General features: G+C 58.5%; 14 protein-coding genes. 8 read left to right on the forward strand and 6 right to left on the reverse strand.

The features are described 5' to 3' along the window. Window positions 1–244 precede the first annotated feature (244 nt). Together G5179_RS08690 and G5179_RS08695 are read left to right on the forward strand one after the other, a co-directional pair. Window positions 245–502 carry a hypothetical protein gene (locus tag G5179_RS08690; RefSeq protein WP_421258201.1) on the forward strand — a complete coding sequence of 86 codons (258 nt, stop codon included), beginning with the start codon at window positions 245–247 and terminating at the stop codon, window positions 500–502. A 173-nt stretch (window positions 503–675) separates the two neighbouring features. Beyond that, window positions 676–942, forward strand: coding sequence for an IS3 family transposase (locus G5179_RS08695; protein WP_410489138.1), 267 nt, complete (start codon window positions 676–678; stop codon window positions 940–942). On the opposite strand, the gene G5179_RS08700 is transcribed toward G5179_RS08695, so the two are convergent. After that, window positions 939–1,949 carry a GlxA family transcriptional regulator gene (locus G5179_RS08700; RefSeq protein ID WP_421258202.1) on the reverse strand — a complete coding sequence of 337 codons (1,011 nt, stop codon included), beginning with the start codon at window positions 1,947–1,949 and terminating at the stop codon, window positions 939–941. The two genes, G5179_RS08695 and G5179_RS08700, sit on opposite strands and share 4 nt — an antisense overlap. Before the next feature lie 122 nt (window positions 1,950–2,071). Between G5179_RS08700 and G5179_RS08705 the strand changes: the two genes are divergently transcribed. Further along, entirely contained in the window at window positions 2,072–2,962 is an 891-nt protein-coding gene (locus G5179_RS08705) for an MBL fold metallo-hydrolase (RefSeq protein WP_421258203.1), read from the forward strand. 876 nt (window positions 2,963–3,838) lie between these two features. Here G5179_RS08705 and G5179_RS08710 read toward each other — a convergent pair. The 4 genes from G5179_RS08710 to G5179_RS08725 form a co-directional block, all read right to left on the reverse strand. Further along, window positions 3,839–5,734: a DEAD/DEAH box helicase gene (locus tag G5179_RS08710; RefSeq protein WP_199258754.1), complete on the reverse strand. Its 1,896-nt coding sequence runs from the start codon at window positions 5,732–5,734 to the stop codon at window positions 3,839–3,841. A gap of 180 nt (window positions 5,735–5,914) precedes the next feature. Then, a complete protein-coding gene (locus G5179_RS08715; protein WP_064336666.1) occupies window positions 5,915–6,376 on the reverse strand; it encodes a hotdog fold thioesterase in 462 nt (153 codons plus the stop codon). A gap of 168 nt (window positions 6,377–6,544) precedes the next feature. Then, window positions 6,545–7,033: a hypothetical protein gene (locus G5179_RS08720; protein WP_216978998.1), complete on the reverse strand. Its 489-nt coding sequence runs from the start codon at window positions 7,031–7,033 to the stop codon at window positions 6,545–6,547. Further along, window positions 7,033–10,104: an FAD-binding and (Fe-S)-binding domain-containing protein gene (locus G5179_RS08725; RefSeq protein ID WP_421258204.1), complete on the reverse strand. Its 3,072-nt coding sequence runs from the start codon at window positions 10,102–10,104 to the stop codon at window positions 7,033–7,035. The genes G5179_RS08720 and G5179_RS08725 overlap by 1 nt, the downstream gene beginning before the upstream one ends. 167 nt (window positions 10,105–10,271) lie before the next feature. Between G5179_RS08725 and G5179_RS08730 the strand changes: the two genes are divergently transcribed. From G5179_RS08730 to G5179_RS08745, 4 genes are all read left to right on the forward strand, one after another. Further along, the gene (locus G5179_RS08730; RefSeq protein WP_005352774.1) at window positions 10,272–11,198 is read left to right on the forward strand and encodes a cation diffusion facilitator family transporter; all 927 of its coding nucleotides are present in this window, start codon (window positions 10,272–10,274) and stop codon (window positions 11,196–11,198) included. Between the two features lie 300 nt (window positions 11,199–11,498). Continuing rightward, on the forward strand, window positions 11,499–13,034 hold the full coding sequence (locus G5179_RS08735) for a TerC family protein (RefSeq protein WP_421258205.1): 1,536 nt from the start codon (window positions 11,499–11,501) through the stop codon (window positions 13,032–13,034). Window positions 13,035–13,216: 182 nt separating this feature from the next. Then, window positions 13,217–14,338 carry an alkene reductase gene (locus tag G5179_RS08740; RefSeq protein ID WP_421258206.1) on the forward strand — a complete coding sequence of 374 codons (1,122 nt, stop codon included), beginning with the start codon at window positions 13,217–13,219 and terminating at the stop codon, window positions 14,336–14,338. A 146-nt stretch (window positions 14,339–14,484) separates the two neighbouring features. After that, the gene (locus tag G5179_RS08745) at window positions 14,485–15,471 is read left to right on the forward strand and encodes a zinc-binding dehydrogenase (protein WP_421258207.1); all 987 of its coding nucleotides are present in this window, start codon (window positions 14,485–14,487) and stop codon (window positions 15,469–15,471) included. Window positions 15,472–15,583: 112 nt separating this feature from the next. On the opposite strand, the gene G5179_RS08750 is transcribed toward G5179_RS08745, so the two are convergent. Beyond that, window positions 15,584–16,648 (reverse strand): adenosine deaminase, encoded by a 1,065-nt coding sequence (locus G5179_RS08750; protein ID WP_270904583.1) that lies wholly within the window; start codon window positions 16,646–16,648, stop codon window positions 15,584–15,586. 197 nt (window positions 16,649–16,845) lie between these two features. Between G5179_RS08750 and G5179_RS08755 the strand changes: the two genes are divergently transcribed. Continuing rightward, complete coding sequence (locus G5179_RS08755) at window positions 16,846–17,595, forward strand: HAD-IIA family hydrolase (protein ID WP_139405489.1); 750 nt, start codon at window positions 16,846–16,848, stop codon at window positions 17,593–17,595. Window positions 17,596–17,601: the final 6 nt, after the last annotated feature.

The following is a 17,601-nucleotide window of genomic DNA, read 5'->3' on the forward strand; positions in this document are numbered from 1 at the left end:
TGCCTGCTCAAAAAGACACATAGCAGCCCTGTTTTGTATTGAGTTAATGGACTTTGAGAGTGAGCTTAGAAAAATGAAGCGTCGCAAGAATATAAAGCTAACCCAGCTTAAAGGAGGTGCTAACAGGGAATAAGTGCCACCCTGCCACACACGAAGTTTTAATTTTTAATTAAACACACAGGCGTTTCTATTTTTACGTCTGGAGCCTATTCACATCTTCCCTTGAAGGGAAACGGAGTAAATAATGAAAATTTTTGACGATCTTTTTAAGTGTATTGAAAAGCACAACGGCACTCGTTCAAGCGCTTTGCTTGCTCAAGCGATGGCATCTGCTTGCAGCGATCGCTACACTGTCTCATTAGCGTCGGTCTGTGCAGTTTTGGATTCTCAGAGTAAAGAGGTGTTTGACCGCCTGGTTCGGATTGCTCAGGAGCCCGATTTCTCCAATGCCGACCAGGACCGGGCCCTTGATAAGCTACGTGCTCTCGGTTTTATCGACTGAGTGAGGATCCTGATTACCCATTAATGATAGTCACATGGATCGATACTTTTATACACAGTTAGTTATACAGGACCTTAAGAGGATATAGCATTTAACATCCTTCTAAGGTCCTGTTCTGCATTAATTTCCTTCGCCTAATTCGACGAGCATTTTTGCCAAGGAAACAACGGGCTATGCCAGCCAACCCCTTATTTTATTCGGCGCACGATGCGCGACCATGGGCAATAACGGGAACCTTCACTTCCGCTATTTTCGTCGCTTTCAAGGTCGATATGCGGCGTTATTACCCAAATCAGCTATCTGGACGTAACTTCAGCCGGCAGGATGTGTTCGATTACATTGAAATGTTTTACAACCCCAAGCGTCGGCACAGTTTCAACAATGGGCTATCGCCAGTAGAGTGTGAAAAGCAATATTTCGAACGGCTCAAAAGTGTCTAGAGAAGCCGAGGCGATTCACGATCCAGATCTTGCGTCTCCGCCTCAGGATTCATTTTACGAAAGAACATCCGTCGATAGTCAGAGGGTGACGTGCCCAACTGGGCACTGAATTGTTGCCTTAACGATAAGGCCGTCCCGAAACCGGCTTCACCAGCGATGCATTCAATCGGTAAATCCGTCGTTTCCAATAGCGCTTGTGCTCTGGCAACGCGTTCAGCATTCAACCATTGGGTGACCGTACTGCCGGTGGCGTCGCGAAACCGGCGAGTAAAGGTTCGCCGGCTCATCTTTGCCCTTTCAGCCAGAACATCCAGCGATAGATCACTGGCCAGATTCTGCCTCGCCCATATCAGCACATCGGACAGATGGGTCTCAGTGGCAAGTCGCGGGACGGAGTGTTCAACATACTGTGATTGTCCCCCCTGCCGATGTGGAGGGGTCACCAGAAGCTTCGCAGTGCGATTGGCCGTTTCAGCGCCGTATCGCTGCATCACCAAATGAAGGCAACAGTCAATCGCAGCTAGGGTTCCTGCGGAGGTCATGATGTTGTCAGTACTGGCGTAAAGCACCTCGGGCCGAAAACGTGCCTTCGGAAACCGTTGTGCAAACGTCTCTCGTGCGAGCCAATGCGTCGTCGCCTCTCTCTCATCAAGTAAACCGGCATCGCCGAGCACAAACGCGCCCAAGCATAACCCCACGATCAGCTTGCCTTGGGCATTGGCGAGTTTCAGCGCTTCAACCAGCGCTGTTGATGCCACAACCGAGGGACTACTCCAGGCAGGAATGACGATGACATCGGATTTATCCATGAGCTCAAGCCCGTGCTTGACGGCGATAGCGATCCCCTGATCGCTCTCTACCATGCCCGGTACCTCAGCACAGTAGCTGACTTCGTATCGCAGTTCATGCTGAGCGGTTTGAACGGTTCCGAATACGAGTCCTGGTACGGAGAGATGAAACAAGCTCACACCATTGAAGGCGAGTACAGCAACACGTATGGCGGACATAGGTTAGACCCCGCTTGATTACCAATGGCCCAATTATATCGAAAGATGTCATTTTGGCCACTTTTGAACGTGTGGAGATTAAGCAAAAATGACCACCTCGAAACGTCAATAGGAACAATCACATGAAACTCAACGCTCTTCCCCTCGTACTCTCCATTGCTTTTGGTACAGTCACCGCCCCGGTGTTTGCGGGAGAAAGCGACACTCAGGCTTCCACTTCAACTCATAAAGTTGAAATGCAGCTGGTTCGTAATGCGACAGTGAAAATCACTTACGCAGGCACTACCTTCCTGATCGATCCGATGCTGGCTAAAAAGGGCACTTACCCTGGGTTTGAAGGTACCTATCGCAGCAACCTCCGCAATCCGATGGTGGAATTACCCGGATCGGTAGAGGACGTCATTTCCGGTGTTGATGCGGTCATCGTTACTCATACCCACCTTGACCACTGGGACGATGCCGCACAAAAAGTACTGCCAAAAGACATTCCGCTGTTTGCACAACATGAGGCTGATGCACAACTGATCCGCTCTCAGGGTTTCAAGAACGTACGCGTACTGACTGACGAAGCTGAATTTGGCGGAGTTAAAATTACCAAGACCGGTGGTCAGCATGGCACAGACAAAATGTATGCCAATCCCACTCACGCAAAAATGCTTGGTGAAGCCATGGGCGTCGTTTTTCAAGCGAAAGGTTATAAGACCCTTTACTTGGCCGGTGACACTATCTGGCGTAAAGAGGTTGACCAGGCCATTGAGACATATAACCCCGAGGTCATCGTACTCAATGCCGGGAAAGCAAAATTGATCGGGTACGAAGGTGCGATCATCATGGGCGAGGAAGATGTGCTGCGTGCATCACAGGCTGCGAAAAATGCAAAAATTGTTGCGGTGCACATGGACGCAGTCAATCACATGTCCTTGACCCGTGAAGAATTGCGGACCTACGTCAAGAAGCAGGGTATCGAAAGCCGCGTTGATATCCCGGAAGACGGTGCGTCGCTGGCGTTCTGATGTAAATCACATGGCACTGAATGACGTCGCTAGTTAATGATCCCCAAAGGATTCGGTGCTCGGTTAGGAGTGGGTTATTCAAAAACCCACTCCTGAACACCCTGTTTGAGTGGCCAACACACGCCCTGTCTTTACACCAAATCAATCGGATAACTTGACTGGGGATCGTTTATGGACTTCGCGATGACGTGAATAGACTCGTCATTCAGAGATAACCATAACATGATCTCGATAGTCAGAAAGCATGCTCAAGTTCTTGACATTCCAGAGTTTCTCTTTATAAATGGTATAGAAAACTCATGGCAATAGCTTGAGTCAATTGCACTGTTTTTATGGTCGGAAGTTTCTGCGTAAGTCATTGAATGTAAAGGTTATATTTGTGCGTTGACATGCGAAAGTGAGGGTTCGAATCCCTCCCTCACCGCCAAATTAAAAAAACCGACCTCAGGGTCGGTTTTTTGCTTTCCGGAAAACACAAACATCGGTGTCGACAACGGCAACAACGACAAAAACAGGTGAGCACTCTCGCCAGACCATCCCCTGTATGAGCAACACCTCCCCGGCACTTCCCATGGAGCAGCTGGTTGGGCATGGGCTTGCTCATCGCCGTTGTGTCATTAGCCGGCATGCCCCCCTTTTCTAACGCTCTGCGACGGGTACCCAGCAACCCCCCCTCAGGGCGATGGTGAGTCATGCCACGTCGGCGTCATCTATCTCCTCGGCATGACAGCTTTATGGCAGCCTGAGCGCTCACCACAAGGTTCTGAGCACAGTTTTCCTGTTATCCTCGGCGCACCAGCACCTTACCGCCTCGCGAGAGGCTGGCACAAAAAAAGGCCGCTCAATGAGCGGCCTTCTTCATAACGGGATCAGCAATCAGCTTTCGCGGCGCTTGCCACCGAATTTGCGATCTTTGTTGAAACCACCTTCGCGGCGATCCTTGTTGAACGGACGGTCACCCTGCGGACGGCGATCCTTGTTGAAAGGACGGTCGCCACGGAACGGACGATCACCGCGCGGCGGACGGCTGCTGGTGTTGCCACCGGCCGGCACCTCGGTGTAGCGAGTGATCTGCAGCGGACGCTGGCAAACACGGGCTTTCTTGATCACTTCCAGCACATCGGCGCTAATGCCCTTGGGCAGGTCAACGGTGGAGAAGTCGTCAGCGATGTCGATGTTGCCGATGAAGCGGCTCTCGATGTTCGCTTCGTTGGCGATGGCGCCCACGATCTGGCCCGGCTTGACGCCGTGATGGGCACCCACGTCGACACGGTAGCGCTCCATCTCCACGTCCGGGTTGTCTTTCAGCGGACGCGGCTCCAGGGACGGCATGCGACGGGCCGGACGATCGCCACGGTCACCGAAGTCACGACCGCCGCGATCGTTGAAGTCACGACGCTCGAAGCCACCACGATCGTTGCTGTTGTTGAACAGCGGATCCGGGATGGAGTCATCCAGCAGCAGCGGTTGGTCGCCCTGTACCAGCTTGGCCAGTGCGGCAGCCAGCTCCAGCGGATCGGCAGAATCTTCTTCGATCAGCTCGTTTACCAGGTTGTGGTAGATCTCGAGCTCTTCGCCCATCATGGTTTCGCGGATGCGCTCTTTGAACTTGGCCAGACGATGCTGGTTGATGTCCTCGGTGCTCGGCATCTTCATCGGCTCGATGGCCTGACGGGTTGCGTGCTCGATGGCGCGCAGCATGCGGCGCTCGCGCGGAGCCACGAACAGGATGGCCTCGCCCTTGCGACCGGCACGACCGGTACGGCCGATACGGTGAACGTAGGATTCGGTGTCGTACGGAATGTCGTAGTTCACTACGTGGGTGATACGCTCAACGTCCAGACCACGGGCAACTACGTCGGTGGCGATCAGGATGTCCAGCTGGCCCTGACGCAGTTTGTCAACGGTACGCTCACGCAGCTTCTGCGGGATGTCGCCGTGCAGCGCTTCACAGGCGTGGCCACGGGCGGCCAGCTTGCCAGCCAGCTCTTCGGCAGCGTTCTTGGTACGTACGAATACCAGCAGGGCTTCGTAGGATTCCACTTCCAGCAGACGGGTCATGGCGTCCAGCTTGTGCAGACCGGTTACCTGCCAGTAACGCTGGCGAATAGTGGTAGCGGTAGCAGTCTTGGAGGCGATCTTGATCTCTTTGGGCTGCTTCAGGTGCTTCTGGGCCACGCGACGGATCTGCTCCGGCATGGTGGCAGAGAACAGAGCAACCTGACGAGAGCTCGGGCACTGCTCCATGATCCAGTCCACGTCGTCGATGAAGCCCATACGCAGCATTTCGTCCGCTTCGTCCAGCACCAGAGCTTTCAGGCCGGAGAGATCTAGGTTCTTGCGACGGATCAGATCCATCACGCGGCCCGGAGTACCGACGACAACCTGGGCACCACGACGCAGGGCGCGGGTCTGGGTTTCGTAGGAGGCACCACCGTAGATCGGCAGCACGTGGAAATCAGGCATGTGGTGGGCATAGCGTTGGCAGGCTTCAGCCACCTGCAGCGCCAGTTCGCGGGTAGGCGCCAGCACCAGGATCTGGGTGTTGCGGTTACCAGCTTCCAGACGAGACAACAGAGGCAAGGCAAAAGCAGCGGTCTTCCCTGTACCGGTTTGCGCCTGCCCCAGCAGATCGTGTCCCGCCATCAGGTGGGGAATTGCTGCGGCCTGGATCGGTGACGGGCGCTCATAGCCCACGTCCTGCAGCGCTTTCAATACAGGCGCGGCCAGTCCAAGCTCACTAAAAAGGGGCAGTTGTTCGGTATCAGACATAGATTCTTCCAGATTAAGGCAGGCGGCTAACACCGCGGAATAGCAAAAAGGCGGCGATTATAGCGCCACTTTGTTCTGCTGTCTTGAAAAATGTGATAAGCCTCTCAAGACGTTGGCAATTATAGAGGGATCTGGCGAGTATGGCTTGCTTATTTTGCACTCATAGTGCGTTATTGCAGATCACTCCTCGCTGGAGTCCTTGCCCCGCTTGTGTTTGAGCACCGCCATGGTCAGTCGGCTGGTGCACAATAAACGCTCACGTTCGTCCCGAATTTCAATCTGCCACACCTGGGTTGTTGCTCCCAGATGGAGCGGCGTGCAACGCCCGGTCACCACCCCTTCCCGCTTGGCTCGCAGATGGTTGGCATTCACCTCCAGCCCCACACAGTAGCTATCTGGCCCGACAGCCATATTGGCGGCAATCGATCCCAAGGTTTCCGCCAGCACCACGGATGCGCCGCCATGCAGCATGCCCAGGGGCTGGTGAGTGCGATGATCCACCGGCATGGTCGCTTCAAGCCAATCGGTGCCAAAAGCCGTGTAGACGATATCGAGATGGGCCATCAGGGTGTTGCGAGAGGTGGCGTTGAGCCCCTCCAGACTCATGGGTTTACGCCAGATGGGCGCAATATCGTGACTCATTGCGAGCAGACTCCTTATGTAAGCGATGAATGCGTACCGATATGGGTGAAACGCCCTCCACCGGCAACATGGTTCGGTTATGTGAGTTGTTGGTTACCGGGTGACGTGGTAACAACGCAGCCCCGACCCGGCGCTGCGTGTTACACAATCATGCCCTTAAGCGGGATGTCACCAGGGGTAGGTAACGCCGGGCCACTCGGCCCAGGGCACATCTCGCCCCGGCAAGCGGGGGGCTGGCCACTGCCACACCCTGGCGAGCCAGTCGCGCAGCTGAATCTCCAGCTCCTCATCCGTGATGGGCGCCTCTGCCACCTTCCAGAAGAAGAGCTCCACCGCTACCTCCGGCAGCACCGAGGGGTAGAGATAAACCCCACCCCAAAATTGCGGCTCCCGATCCGGACTCCAGAGGCCATAGGCGAACGAGCGCTTGGCCAGAAACTCCGACTGCTGCCACTCCAGATCCCCTTCGTGCTGGCTCAGGCTGAAATTGGCCGAGGGCCAGAGATCGTTCGGGCGAAACAGCTGATGGAGCTGCTCGCGCTCGCGCAACATGGCGACAAACTCCACCACCGCCTGAGCGGGAGTGGCGGGTAACAGCAAGAAACGTGGGTGCCGATAGGCCTTCGGCACCCGAAACCGCTTGGGAAACGTCAGCATCAGAGCAGCTCCAGCAGGGCTTGCAATGGATGTTTGAGCTTTTCCCCCTCCATCCGCTTGACCTGACTACGGCACGAATAGCCGGTCGCCAGACAGCGCGCTTTGGGTAGACGGGCTAGCGGGTCAGCCCAGCTCAACCCATAAATGCCCTTGGAGTTCTCCACCTGTTTGACATCGTGACCATAGGTGCCCGCCATACCGCAACACCCCACAGAGACCGGCTGCAAACTGGCCCCGAAGCGACCAAACAGGGTGCTCCAGTCACCGTGAGTGGAGGGCTTGGCGGTCTTCTCGGTGCAGTGGGCAAAGAGATACCAGGGCTCGCTCCCCTCCTCGCTCTTGGTCTTGTCGGTTCGAGCAGGCAACTGATCTGCCGGCAGCGAGAGCAGCCACTCCTGCGGCAACAACACCTGAAAATCGCCGCGAGCCGACCCCAGCGCCTTGGCATACTCGTCGCGATAGCAAAGCACCATGGCCGGATCCACCCCCACCATGGGAATGCCAAGCGCCGCCACCTTGTTGAGGAACTGGGCGCTGTTGGCTGCAGTGCGGGCAAAGGCACGCAGGAACCCCTTGATATGCTGGGGTTTACCGTTGGGTTTAAAGGGCAGCAAGTAGGGCTGGAAGCCGAGCTTGCTGGCGAGTTTCACCAGGTCGCGCACCACGGGGGCGTCGTAATAACTGGTGAAGGGATCCTGCACGATGAGCACCACCTGCTTGCGCTGCTCGACGCTCATCCGCTCCAGTCCCGGCAGATCAAAATAGCGGGCACGGTTATCGTGCAGGCTCTCGGCAAGGGTCGGCACTGAGAGCAGCGGCACATCCACCATGCCGATGCTCTTCTCGGTCGCCTTCTGGGCCCACTCTTTTTCGAGGAAAAAGTTGACCAGCTTCGGCGCCTTGGCAAGCAACGGCGCATAGCTCTCCACCGTGCCGACGAAGTAATCCTTGGGGGCGCGCAGGTAGCGGCCATGATAAAGCTGCATAAAGCGGGCGCGAAAATCGGGCACATCCACCTTGATCGGGCACTGGCTGGTGCACGCCTTGCAGGCCAGACAGCCAGCCATCGCCTCCATCACCTCGTGGGAGAAGTCATACTCGCCGCGCTGTTTGGCCCAGCTGTTGCGCACCTTGTCCACCAGCTGTTTAAAGCGCACACCACCGGATTGCAGCGCCACCTCTTCCGCCAACGGGTCGAAGCCCTGCTCTGCCAGCTGACGCAACCATTCACGCATCAGGCCCGCCCGCCCCTTGGGGGAGTGGCGACGATCACGGCTGATCTTGACCGAGGGGCACATGGGGGAGTCGGTCTCGAAGGTGAAGCAGAGACCGTTGCCGTTACAATCCATGGCACGGGTGTAGCTGGTTCGCACCGCGAGCGGGATCTGGCGGTCAAACTTGCCGCGCTTGGGCCCATCCACCGACACCAGCTCGGCATCGCTGCCATAGGGGATACAGATCTTGCCCGGGTTGATACGGTTGGCCGGGTCGAACGCCCCCTTGACGCGCTGCAACTCTTCCCACAACTCGCCAAAGAAGGCGGGGCTGTATTCGGAGCGAAAGCCCTTGCCGTGCTCCCCCCACATCAAGCCGCCATATTTGGCAGTGAGCGCTACCACCTGATCGGAGATGCGGCGCAGCAGCACCTCCTGCTCGGGATCGCACAAATCCAGCGCCGGGCGCACGTGCAGCACACCGGCATCAACGTGGCCAAACATGCCGTAGTCGAGGCCGTGGGCATCCAGCAGAGCGCGAAACTCCATGATGAAATCGGCCAGTGACTCTGGCGGCACGGCGGTATCTTCGGTGAAGGCCACCGGCTTCTTGCGTCCTTCGGCGTTGCCCAGCAGCCCCACCGACTTCTTGCGCATGGTGTAGATGGTCTCGATGCTCGGCAGGTGGTCACACAACTGATAGCCGATGATCCCCGCCTCCCCCTTGGCGAGCAGATTGTCGATACGGCGGCAGAGCTCCGCCACCTTGGCCTTGTGTTCTGCCTCATCGGTATCGGCAAACTCGACGATGTTGAGCCCCTGCAGATCCTTGCCGGGCACATCCTGAATAAGTTCTTTCACCGAATGCCAGATGATGTCGGCGCGGGCCAGCCCGAGCACCCGGGAGTCCACCGTCTCCACCGAGAGAGCCTGCGCCTGCACCATAAAGGGGGCATTGCGCAGGGCGGAGGGGAAGCTGTCGTACTTGACGTTGACCAGGGTGCGGTAGCGCGGGATGGGGGTGATATTGAGTTTGGCTTCGGTGATAAAGCCCAAGGATCCTTCCGAGCCGCACAGCACCCGGCTCACATCCAGCGTGTCGGTATCGGGTTGATAGAGGTGCTTGAGATCGTAGCCGGTCAGAAAGCGATTGAGCTTGGGGAAGGTCGCCTCGATGTCGGCGCGGCGCTCCTTACCGATGCGATAGAGGGTGCGATAGATCTCCCCTTCCCGATTCTCCAGCGCCAGCTTGTCGGCCAGTCGCTCACCGGTCAGCGGCTCGGTGGCCATCAGGTCACCATTCTCCAGCACCGCTTTGAGGCTAAGCACGTGATCCGAGGTTTTGCCGTAGACCAGCGACCCCTGCCCAGAGGCATCGGTGTTGATCATGCCCCCTAAGGTGGCGCGGTTGGAGGTGGAAAGATCCGGCGAGAAGAAGTAGCCGTGGGGCTTGAGATAGGCGTTGAGCTGGTCTTTCACCACCCCGGCCTGGGCACGCACCCACCCCTCCTCCAGATTAATTTCCATGATCTGGTTCATATAACGGGAGAGATCGACGATAATGCCGCCGCCCAATGACTGACCATTGGTGCCGGTACCGCCACCGCGAGGGAAAAAACTCAAGGAGGCGAACGCCGGCTCTGCGGCCAGCTTGAGCATTGCTGCTATGTCATCCGCACTGCGCGGATAGAGAACCGCCTGAGGTACTACCTGATAGACGCTGTTATCCGTCGCCATCGCCAACCGGCTTGCATAAGACTTTTCGATATCACCACGAAATGCGCTGCGCTCTAGCAACTCAAGAAACTGCAGGGTTGCGGGTGACAAACTGTCCTGGTAATCGAGTCTCGGGATCATGAATCCTTGTTCCCATCCTTTGCTTGATGCCGGCACGCCGGCGACAACGACTGGCCAGCCGCCTGTCAATGGCAGTCAGGCCAGTCCGCTCACATGTGAGCGGGCAGTATATCAGCTAGAAAACCGCTTGCGCTTGGCAATATTCACCATTTGAAAGGAGGACTTTTATGGCTCACCACAGCCATGTTATCAGTACGCTGGTCACCACCGAAAAACAGGCGCTTACCCTGTCGCTGTTCGGTTGTATCACCTTTGCCATCTTCGGCATCGGCTACGGCCTCTTCGTCGGTTCCAACGCCATCATGCTCGATGGTATCTTCACCCTGTTCAGCATGGGCATGACGGGCCTCGGTCTTGTTACCGCCTATCTCGTTACCCGCCCTTCCGATGCGCGCTTCCAGTATGGCTATGCCCACTTCGAGCCCATCACCAACGTCATCAATGGCGCTATTATCTTGCTGCTCTGTCTCGGCGCCCTCTATAGCGGCATCACCACCCTACTGGATGGCGGACGGGAGATCGATCTCGGCCACGCCCTCATCTATGCCGCCGTCTCCACCTTCTTCTGCGCCATCATCTATCGTATCGAAGCCCAGGTTGCCGAACAGGTTGACTCCGAGCTGGTGCGGGTCGACTCCAAGGAGTGGCTGGTGGATACCCTGCTCAGCGCCACTCTGCTGATTGGCTTTGTGGTCGCCATCGGCCTCGATGCCATCGGCTACGGCCAATACAACCGCTACATAGACCCGGTGCTGGTCTCGCTGCTGGCCCTCTGCGCCACCCTCATTCCCATCAAGGTGCTCGGTCGCAACCTGCGGGAAGTGTTGAAGATCGCCCCCAAGGGAGATGTGCCACGGCAAGTCGAGCAGGAGATCGAGGCGCTGCGCCAGCGCCACGGCATCGAGTGCTACAGCCATCTGGCCAAAAGCGGTCGTCGCTTCGATCTGGAATTGAACATTCTGGTGGCGCCGGGTCAGGAGTGGCCCGTCGAACGTCAGGATGCCTTGCGTCAGGAGCTCTGGTCTCGCCTTGGCGATACCCTTGGGGATGCCTGGCTGTCGGTCTGTTTCACCCGCGAAAAGCGCTGGTTGTAACGACCGCACGGGGGAGAGCGGCACCGCCGCCTCCCCCTGTCGCATCACAACCCCATCACGCCCCGCTGACGCTACGCTTGCCAAATTGGCGCCAGCCGTTATCATCAGGGCTCATTTTTCACCCGAGGTTTTATTGCCCATCATGGACAATCCCCGAAGTTGCCCTTCGTCTCTCTCTGTCAAAGCCTATCTTTTTCTGCTTAATCAGCGCCTCTGAATAACACCTTTGCCTTGCTGTTACTGCGGCCATCGTGCGCCGTGATCACTCTCTGCTCTGTCTGTTTTTATTGAGGTCATACAATGGAATTGCTGCTGGATCCCCACATCTGGATTGGTCTGTTTACCCTGATCATTCTGGAAATCGTGTTGGGGATCGACAACCTGGTCTTTATCGCCATCCTGGTGAAAAAACTGCCCCCCGCCCAACGGGACAAGGCGCGCATTATCGGCCTGTCGCTGGCCCTGCTGATGCGACTTGGGCTCTTGAGCGTCATGTCATGGCTGGTTACCCTTACCACCCCGATTTTGCACCTGTGGGATCACCCCTTCTCCGGTCGGGACCTGATCCTGATGGGGGGCGGCCTGTTCCTGCTGTTCAAGGCCACCTCCGAGCTGCATGAGCGGCTGGAAGCCAAGCCCCAGGATGATGGCCCGGTCGGCGCCTACGCCAGCTTCGGCGTGGTGATCGCCCAAATTCTGGTGCTCGATGCGGTCTTCTCGCTCGACTCCATCATCACCGCCGTCGGCATGGTGGAACACCTGGGCGTCATGATGGCCGCCGTGACCATCGCCATGGTGGTGATGGTGCTCGCCTCCAAGCCGCTGACCCGCTTCGTCAACGCCCACCCCACCGTGGTGGTGCTCTGTCTGAGCTTCCTGCTGATGATCGGCTTCAGCCTGGTGGCGGAAGGGTTCGGCTTCCATATTCCGAAGGGCTACCTCTACGCGGCCATCGGCTTCTCGGTGCTGATCGAGTTTTTCAACCAGCTTGCCCAGCGCAGCGCCATGCGTCACGAATCCAAACAGCCCCTGCGCGAGCGCACCACTGCCGCCATCTTCAAATTGATGGGAAGCAAGGCGTATCAGGACCGACCCGATGACGATCTGGATGCCCCGACCGCCGCGCCGGTGAGCTTTGGCGAGGAGGAACGCTACATGGTGACCGGCGTGCTGTCGCTGGCCGAGCGCTCCATTCGCACCATCATGACCCCGCGCTCGGAGATGGCCTGGATCGATATCAACGACTCCAGCGACGAGATCCGCGCCCTGCTGCAGCGCGAGCCCCACAGCCTGTTCCCTATCTGTGACGGGGATCTGGACGAGGTGATCGGAGTGGTCAAGGCGCGCGATCTGCTGTTTGCCTTGAACGAAGGGCAATCCTTGAGCGAACTGGCCAAGCAGAACGACCCCATTATCGTGCCGCAGACCATCAACGTGATCCGCCTGCTGGCGGAGCTGCGCAAAGCCAAGGGGAGCCTTATTCTGGTCTCCGACGAGTTTGGCGTGATCCAGGGGCTGGTCACCACCCACGATCTGCTGGAGGCCATCGTTGGCGAGCTGCCGGACGAGGACGAAACCCCGGATATCGTGCGCGATGGCGAAGGGTGGCTGATCAACGGCAGCACCAACATCCATCATGTGGAGCAGGTGCTGGAGCACGAGGGGCTGGTGAGCGAGAGCGATGAATACGTAACCCTGGCGGGCATGCTGCTCTCCCACTTCGGCACTCTGCCCACCCTGGGCCAGCAGTTGCAACTGCAACAGCTCAACTTCGAGGTGATTGAGGTGAGCGAGCGGCGCATCGAGCGGGTGAAAGTGATGCCCGCCACGGCTTGAGCCTGCCACCAGCAGAATACAGAAGAGGGCCAGACGGCCCTCTTTTTTATGCCTAAACGCCTCTTTCCTAACGGTTTGCGCTGATTGCTGCATCAAGCACAATTCTCTTGTGCAATTACCCCTCTTTTTCACAACAAGATGGCGGCATAAAGTGGCCTCACTTCCACCATGAGGAACTCAAGATGAGCCACGATCACCTGTTTTGCCCGCAGCGACTGGGTCAGCTGCTCCTTGCCAACCGCATCGTCATGCCCCCCATGACCCGCTCCCGTGCCAGTCAGCCCGGTGATGTGGCCAACGCCATGATGGCCACCTACTACGCCCAGCGCGCCGAGGCGGGCCTGATCATCAGCGAAGGCACCCAAATCGACCCCATGGGCAAGGGCTATGCCTGGACGCCGGGCATCTACAGCGCCGAGCAGATCGCTGGCTGGAAGCTTGTGACCGATGCCGTGCACGCCAAGGGGGGCACCATCTTCGCCCAGCTCTGGCACGTGGGCCGAGTCACCCATCCGGACAACATCGGCGGCGCCCAGCCCATCTCCGCTTCAGCCCTGCCCGCAGTGGGCGTCAAGGTGTTCGTCGATAACGGCAGCGATGCGCCGGGCTTTGTCGAGACCGTCACTCCGCGCGCCATGACCCAGGCCGATATCGATGCGGTGGTGGGCCAGTTCCGTCAGGCGGCCCGCAACGCCATCAGCGCCGGTTTTGACGGCATCGAGCTGCACGCAGCCAACGGTTATCTGATCAACCAGTTCCTCGACTCCGAATCCAACGCCCGCACCGACAGTTATGGCGGATCGCTGGAGAACCGGTTGCGCTTCCTCAAAGAGGTGACCGAGGCGGTCTGCAGCGAAATCGGCGCTGACCGGGTCGGGGTGCGCCTTGCACCGCTCACCACCCTCAACGGCACCGTCGATGCCAACCCGCAGGAGACCTATCTGGCGGCCGCCCGACTGCTGGGCCAACTCAACGTGGTCTACCTGCACATCGCCGAAGCGGACTGGGACGATGCCCCCCTGATGCCGGAGAACTTCAAGCAGGGTCTACGCGATGCCTTCCCCAACACCCTGATCTACGCCGGTAAATATGATGGTGATCGCGCCCGCGCCGCCCTCGACGCGGGCTGGGCCGACATGATTGGTTTTGGTCGCCCCTTCGTCGCCAACCCGGATCTGCCGAACCGGCTGCGCCACGGCTATCCGCTGGCCCCCCACGATCCGGCCACCCTGTTTGGCGGCGGCGAGAAAGGGCTGACCGACTACCCCGTCTATCAGGCCGAGGACGCAACCATCAGCCGCTGATTGCCGATGGCCAACCAGCCATGTAACGCAGGCCCCACAGGTTGGGGCCTGCCGTATTGTTGCCCATTCGCAGCAGTGGCAGTTTCTCTATATTGCTGTTGCAATGATCTCGTTGTTATCTCCCCTCGCTTTCACAAGGAGTCATCATGAATCACACCCAAGCCTGGTGCTGGCATGCCCCCGGTGAACCGACCCAGCTTACCCTCGTCGACCTGCCCCTGACACCGCTCGCCCCTAACGAGGTACTGGTGGCAAACCGGGTTATCGCCTTCAATCCGGTGGACTGGAAGCTGATCGAATATGGCCACTCCCACTGGCAGGATGGTCAGGTGCCCGGCGTCGATGGCATGGGCACTATTGTGGCCCTCGGCACCAACGTCAGCCATCTGCGTCTCGGTGCCCGGGTCGCCTACCACACCGATCTGCGCCACCACGGCAGCTTTGCCCGCCACACTAGAGTACCGGCCCGCGCCCTGCTGCCAGTGCCCGATGCCCTGAGTGACGAGGCGGCCGCCGCCCTGCCCTGTCCCGGCCTCACCGCGTGGCAGGCGCTGGCCAAGCTGCCGCGCCTGCACGGGGAAGCGCTGCTCATCACAGGTGCCGGCAGCAGCGTCGGCCGCTTTGCGGTACAGCTCGCCCTCAAGCAAGGAGCGCGAGTCTTTGCCAGCGCCAGCCCACGCCACCATCACTGGCTCAAACAGATCGGTGTGCAGGGTGTAGCCGATTATCGGGATCCCGACTGGCTGGCCACCTTGCAGACTGCCAACGGCAACGAGCCGTTCGAGGGGATCATCGATCTGGTCTCCAGCCAACAGGCAGAGAGCCTGCTGCCTGCCCTTGGCTACTACGGTCACATGGTGACTGTGCTCGGGCGCATCCCGCACAATCCGTTGCCCGCCTTTAGCCATTGCCACTCATTGCACGAGATTGCGCTGGGCGCCCAGCACGCCTTTGGCTCGGACAAACAGTGGAGCCGACTGGTGGCCGCCGGTGTCGCCATGATGGAGCAGATGGTGAGCGGCGAGCTGACCCTACCGCCGCTGGTGGTGGGCGACTTTGAGGAACTACCCACCCTGCTCGAGCGCTTCAAGCGCGAAGGACAGGGTGAGAAGTTTCTGGTGCGAGTGGCGTAACACTGCCTTCCCCGGCAACCACACCAGCCTTTGAAAGATGAGAGGCCCGCCAGTGATGGCGGGCCTCTCTTTATATCCACTGCATATCATCTCGACTTCATTGGCGCCTGACTCAATGCAGGATCACCCCGTGAGTCTCGGCATAACTGCGGATCTCCCGGGTCAGCCGCGCCTTGTCGGCCAGAGAGAGCCAGCTCGCCTCAACGGCATTGAGCGACAAGCGGCAGAGCTGACTCATGGTCGCGCCAAGGCCATCGGCCAGCGCCGCAAAGTTGGCATTCATATAGCCGCCAAAGTAGGCGGGATCGTCCGAGTTGATGGTGACGCAGATCCCCTGCTCCAGCAGTCGCAACACATTGTGCTGGGCCATATTGCCGAACACCTTGAGCCGGGTGTTGGAGAGGGGGCAGACGGTAAGTGGCAGCCTAGTATCGGCCAGATAGCGCAGCAACTCGGGATCGTCTGCCGAACGCACCCCGTGATCGATGCGGCATACCTGCAGCTCGTTGATCGCCTGCCAGATGTAGTCGGCAGGCCCCTCTTCACCGGCATGGGCCACCACCGGCAGCCCCAGCTCGCGGCATTTGGCAAAGACCCGGGCAAATTTAGTGGGCGGATTGCCCCTCTCCCCGGAGTCGAGGCCGATGCCGTGAATGCGCGACAGGAAAGGCATAGCCTCTGCCAACATCGCAAAGGCCTCCTCCTCGCTGAGGTGGCGCAAAAAGCTCATGATAAGGCGCCAGCTGATGCCAAACTCCTTCTCCCCGGTCTGCAGCGCCCGCTCGATGCCGCCCAGCACAGTAGCAAAGGGGACGCCGCGGGCGGTATGGGTCTGCGGGTCAAAGAAGACCTCCACATGCACCACCTTGTCGGCGGCGCAACGCTCAAGATAGGCCCAGGTGAGGTCGAAGAAGTCCTGCTCGGTCACCAGCACGCTGGCGCCGCGATAGTAGAGGTCGAGAAAGGATTGCAGGCAGTCAAAGTCATAGGCGGCGCGCACGCTGGCCACGTCGGGCCAGGGCAGTAGCACGCCGTTGCGGCGGCCCAGCTCAAACATCAGCTCGGGTTCGAGGCTGCCCTCGATATGCAGGTGCAGCTCCAGTTTCGGCAGTCCGGCGATAAATTGCGCGGCGGTGAGGTGTTCGGGTGTGACTGGCTTGGGAATCGGGGTGTCCATGGCAACGGCTCCATCAGCAAAGTGATCCGGCGTCAGCCCCTCCACCAGACTGACCCGACGGCAGCTTTATTGTGCACCGAAGTGGCGAGACAGGGGAGACTTGTCATCAAACAGACTTATAATGGCGTCACAAAAATCATAAATGATTGAACATCTTAACGATTGGCGGCTCGCCTGCGCCCTGACAAGGAGTTTTCATGAAGAAGAACGTCATCTGCGATATCGACGGTGTCATCCTGCACAACAACGATCTCATCCCCGGTGCCGACCGTTTCGTCCATCGCCTGCTGGAGCAGGGCAGCAAGCTCTTGTTCCTCACCAACTACCCGGCGCAGACCCAGAAGGATCTGCAAAACCGCTTCCGCTCCGCCGGGATCGACGTGCCGGAGGAGTGCTTCTATACCTCCGCCATGGGCACCGCCGACTTCCTCAAGCGTCAGGATGGCAAGAAGGCCTATGTGATCGGTGAAGGGGCGCTGACCCACGAGCTCTACAAGGCCGGTTTCACCATCACCGACATAGACCCGGACTTCGTGGTGGTTGGCGAGACCCGCAACTACAACTGGACCATGATGCAACAGGGGGCCAAGTTCGTCGATCAGGGGGCCCGTTTTATCGCCACCAACCCCGATACCCACGGCCCCATGATGCACCCGGCCTGCGGCGCCCTGTGCGCCCCCATCGAGCGGATGACCGGCAAGAAGCCGTTCTATGTCGGCAAGCCCAGCGCCTGGATCATTCGTGCGGCGCTCAACCGGATGGAGGCCCATTCCGACGACACCATCATCATCGGCGACAACCTGCGCACCGACATTCTGGCGGGCTTTCAGGCCGGTCTCGAGACAGTGCTGGTGCTCTCCGGGGTGAGCAAGGTCGCCGATATCGACCGCATGCCGTTTCGGCCGAACCATATTTTCGACTCCGTGGTCGACATCGATATCGTCTGATACCCA

The sequence above is a fragment of the Aeromonas sp. 600886 genome, assembly GCF_049174935.1.
Taxonomy (GTDB): Bacteria; Pseudomonadota; Gammaproteobacteria; order Enterobacterales; family Aeromonadaceae; genus Aeromonas; species Aeromonas veronii_A.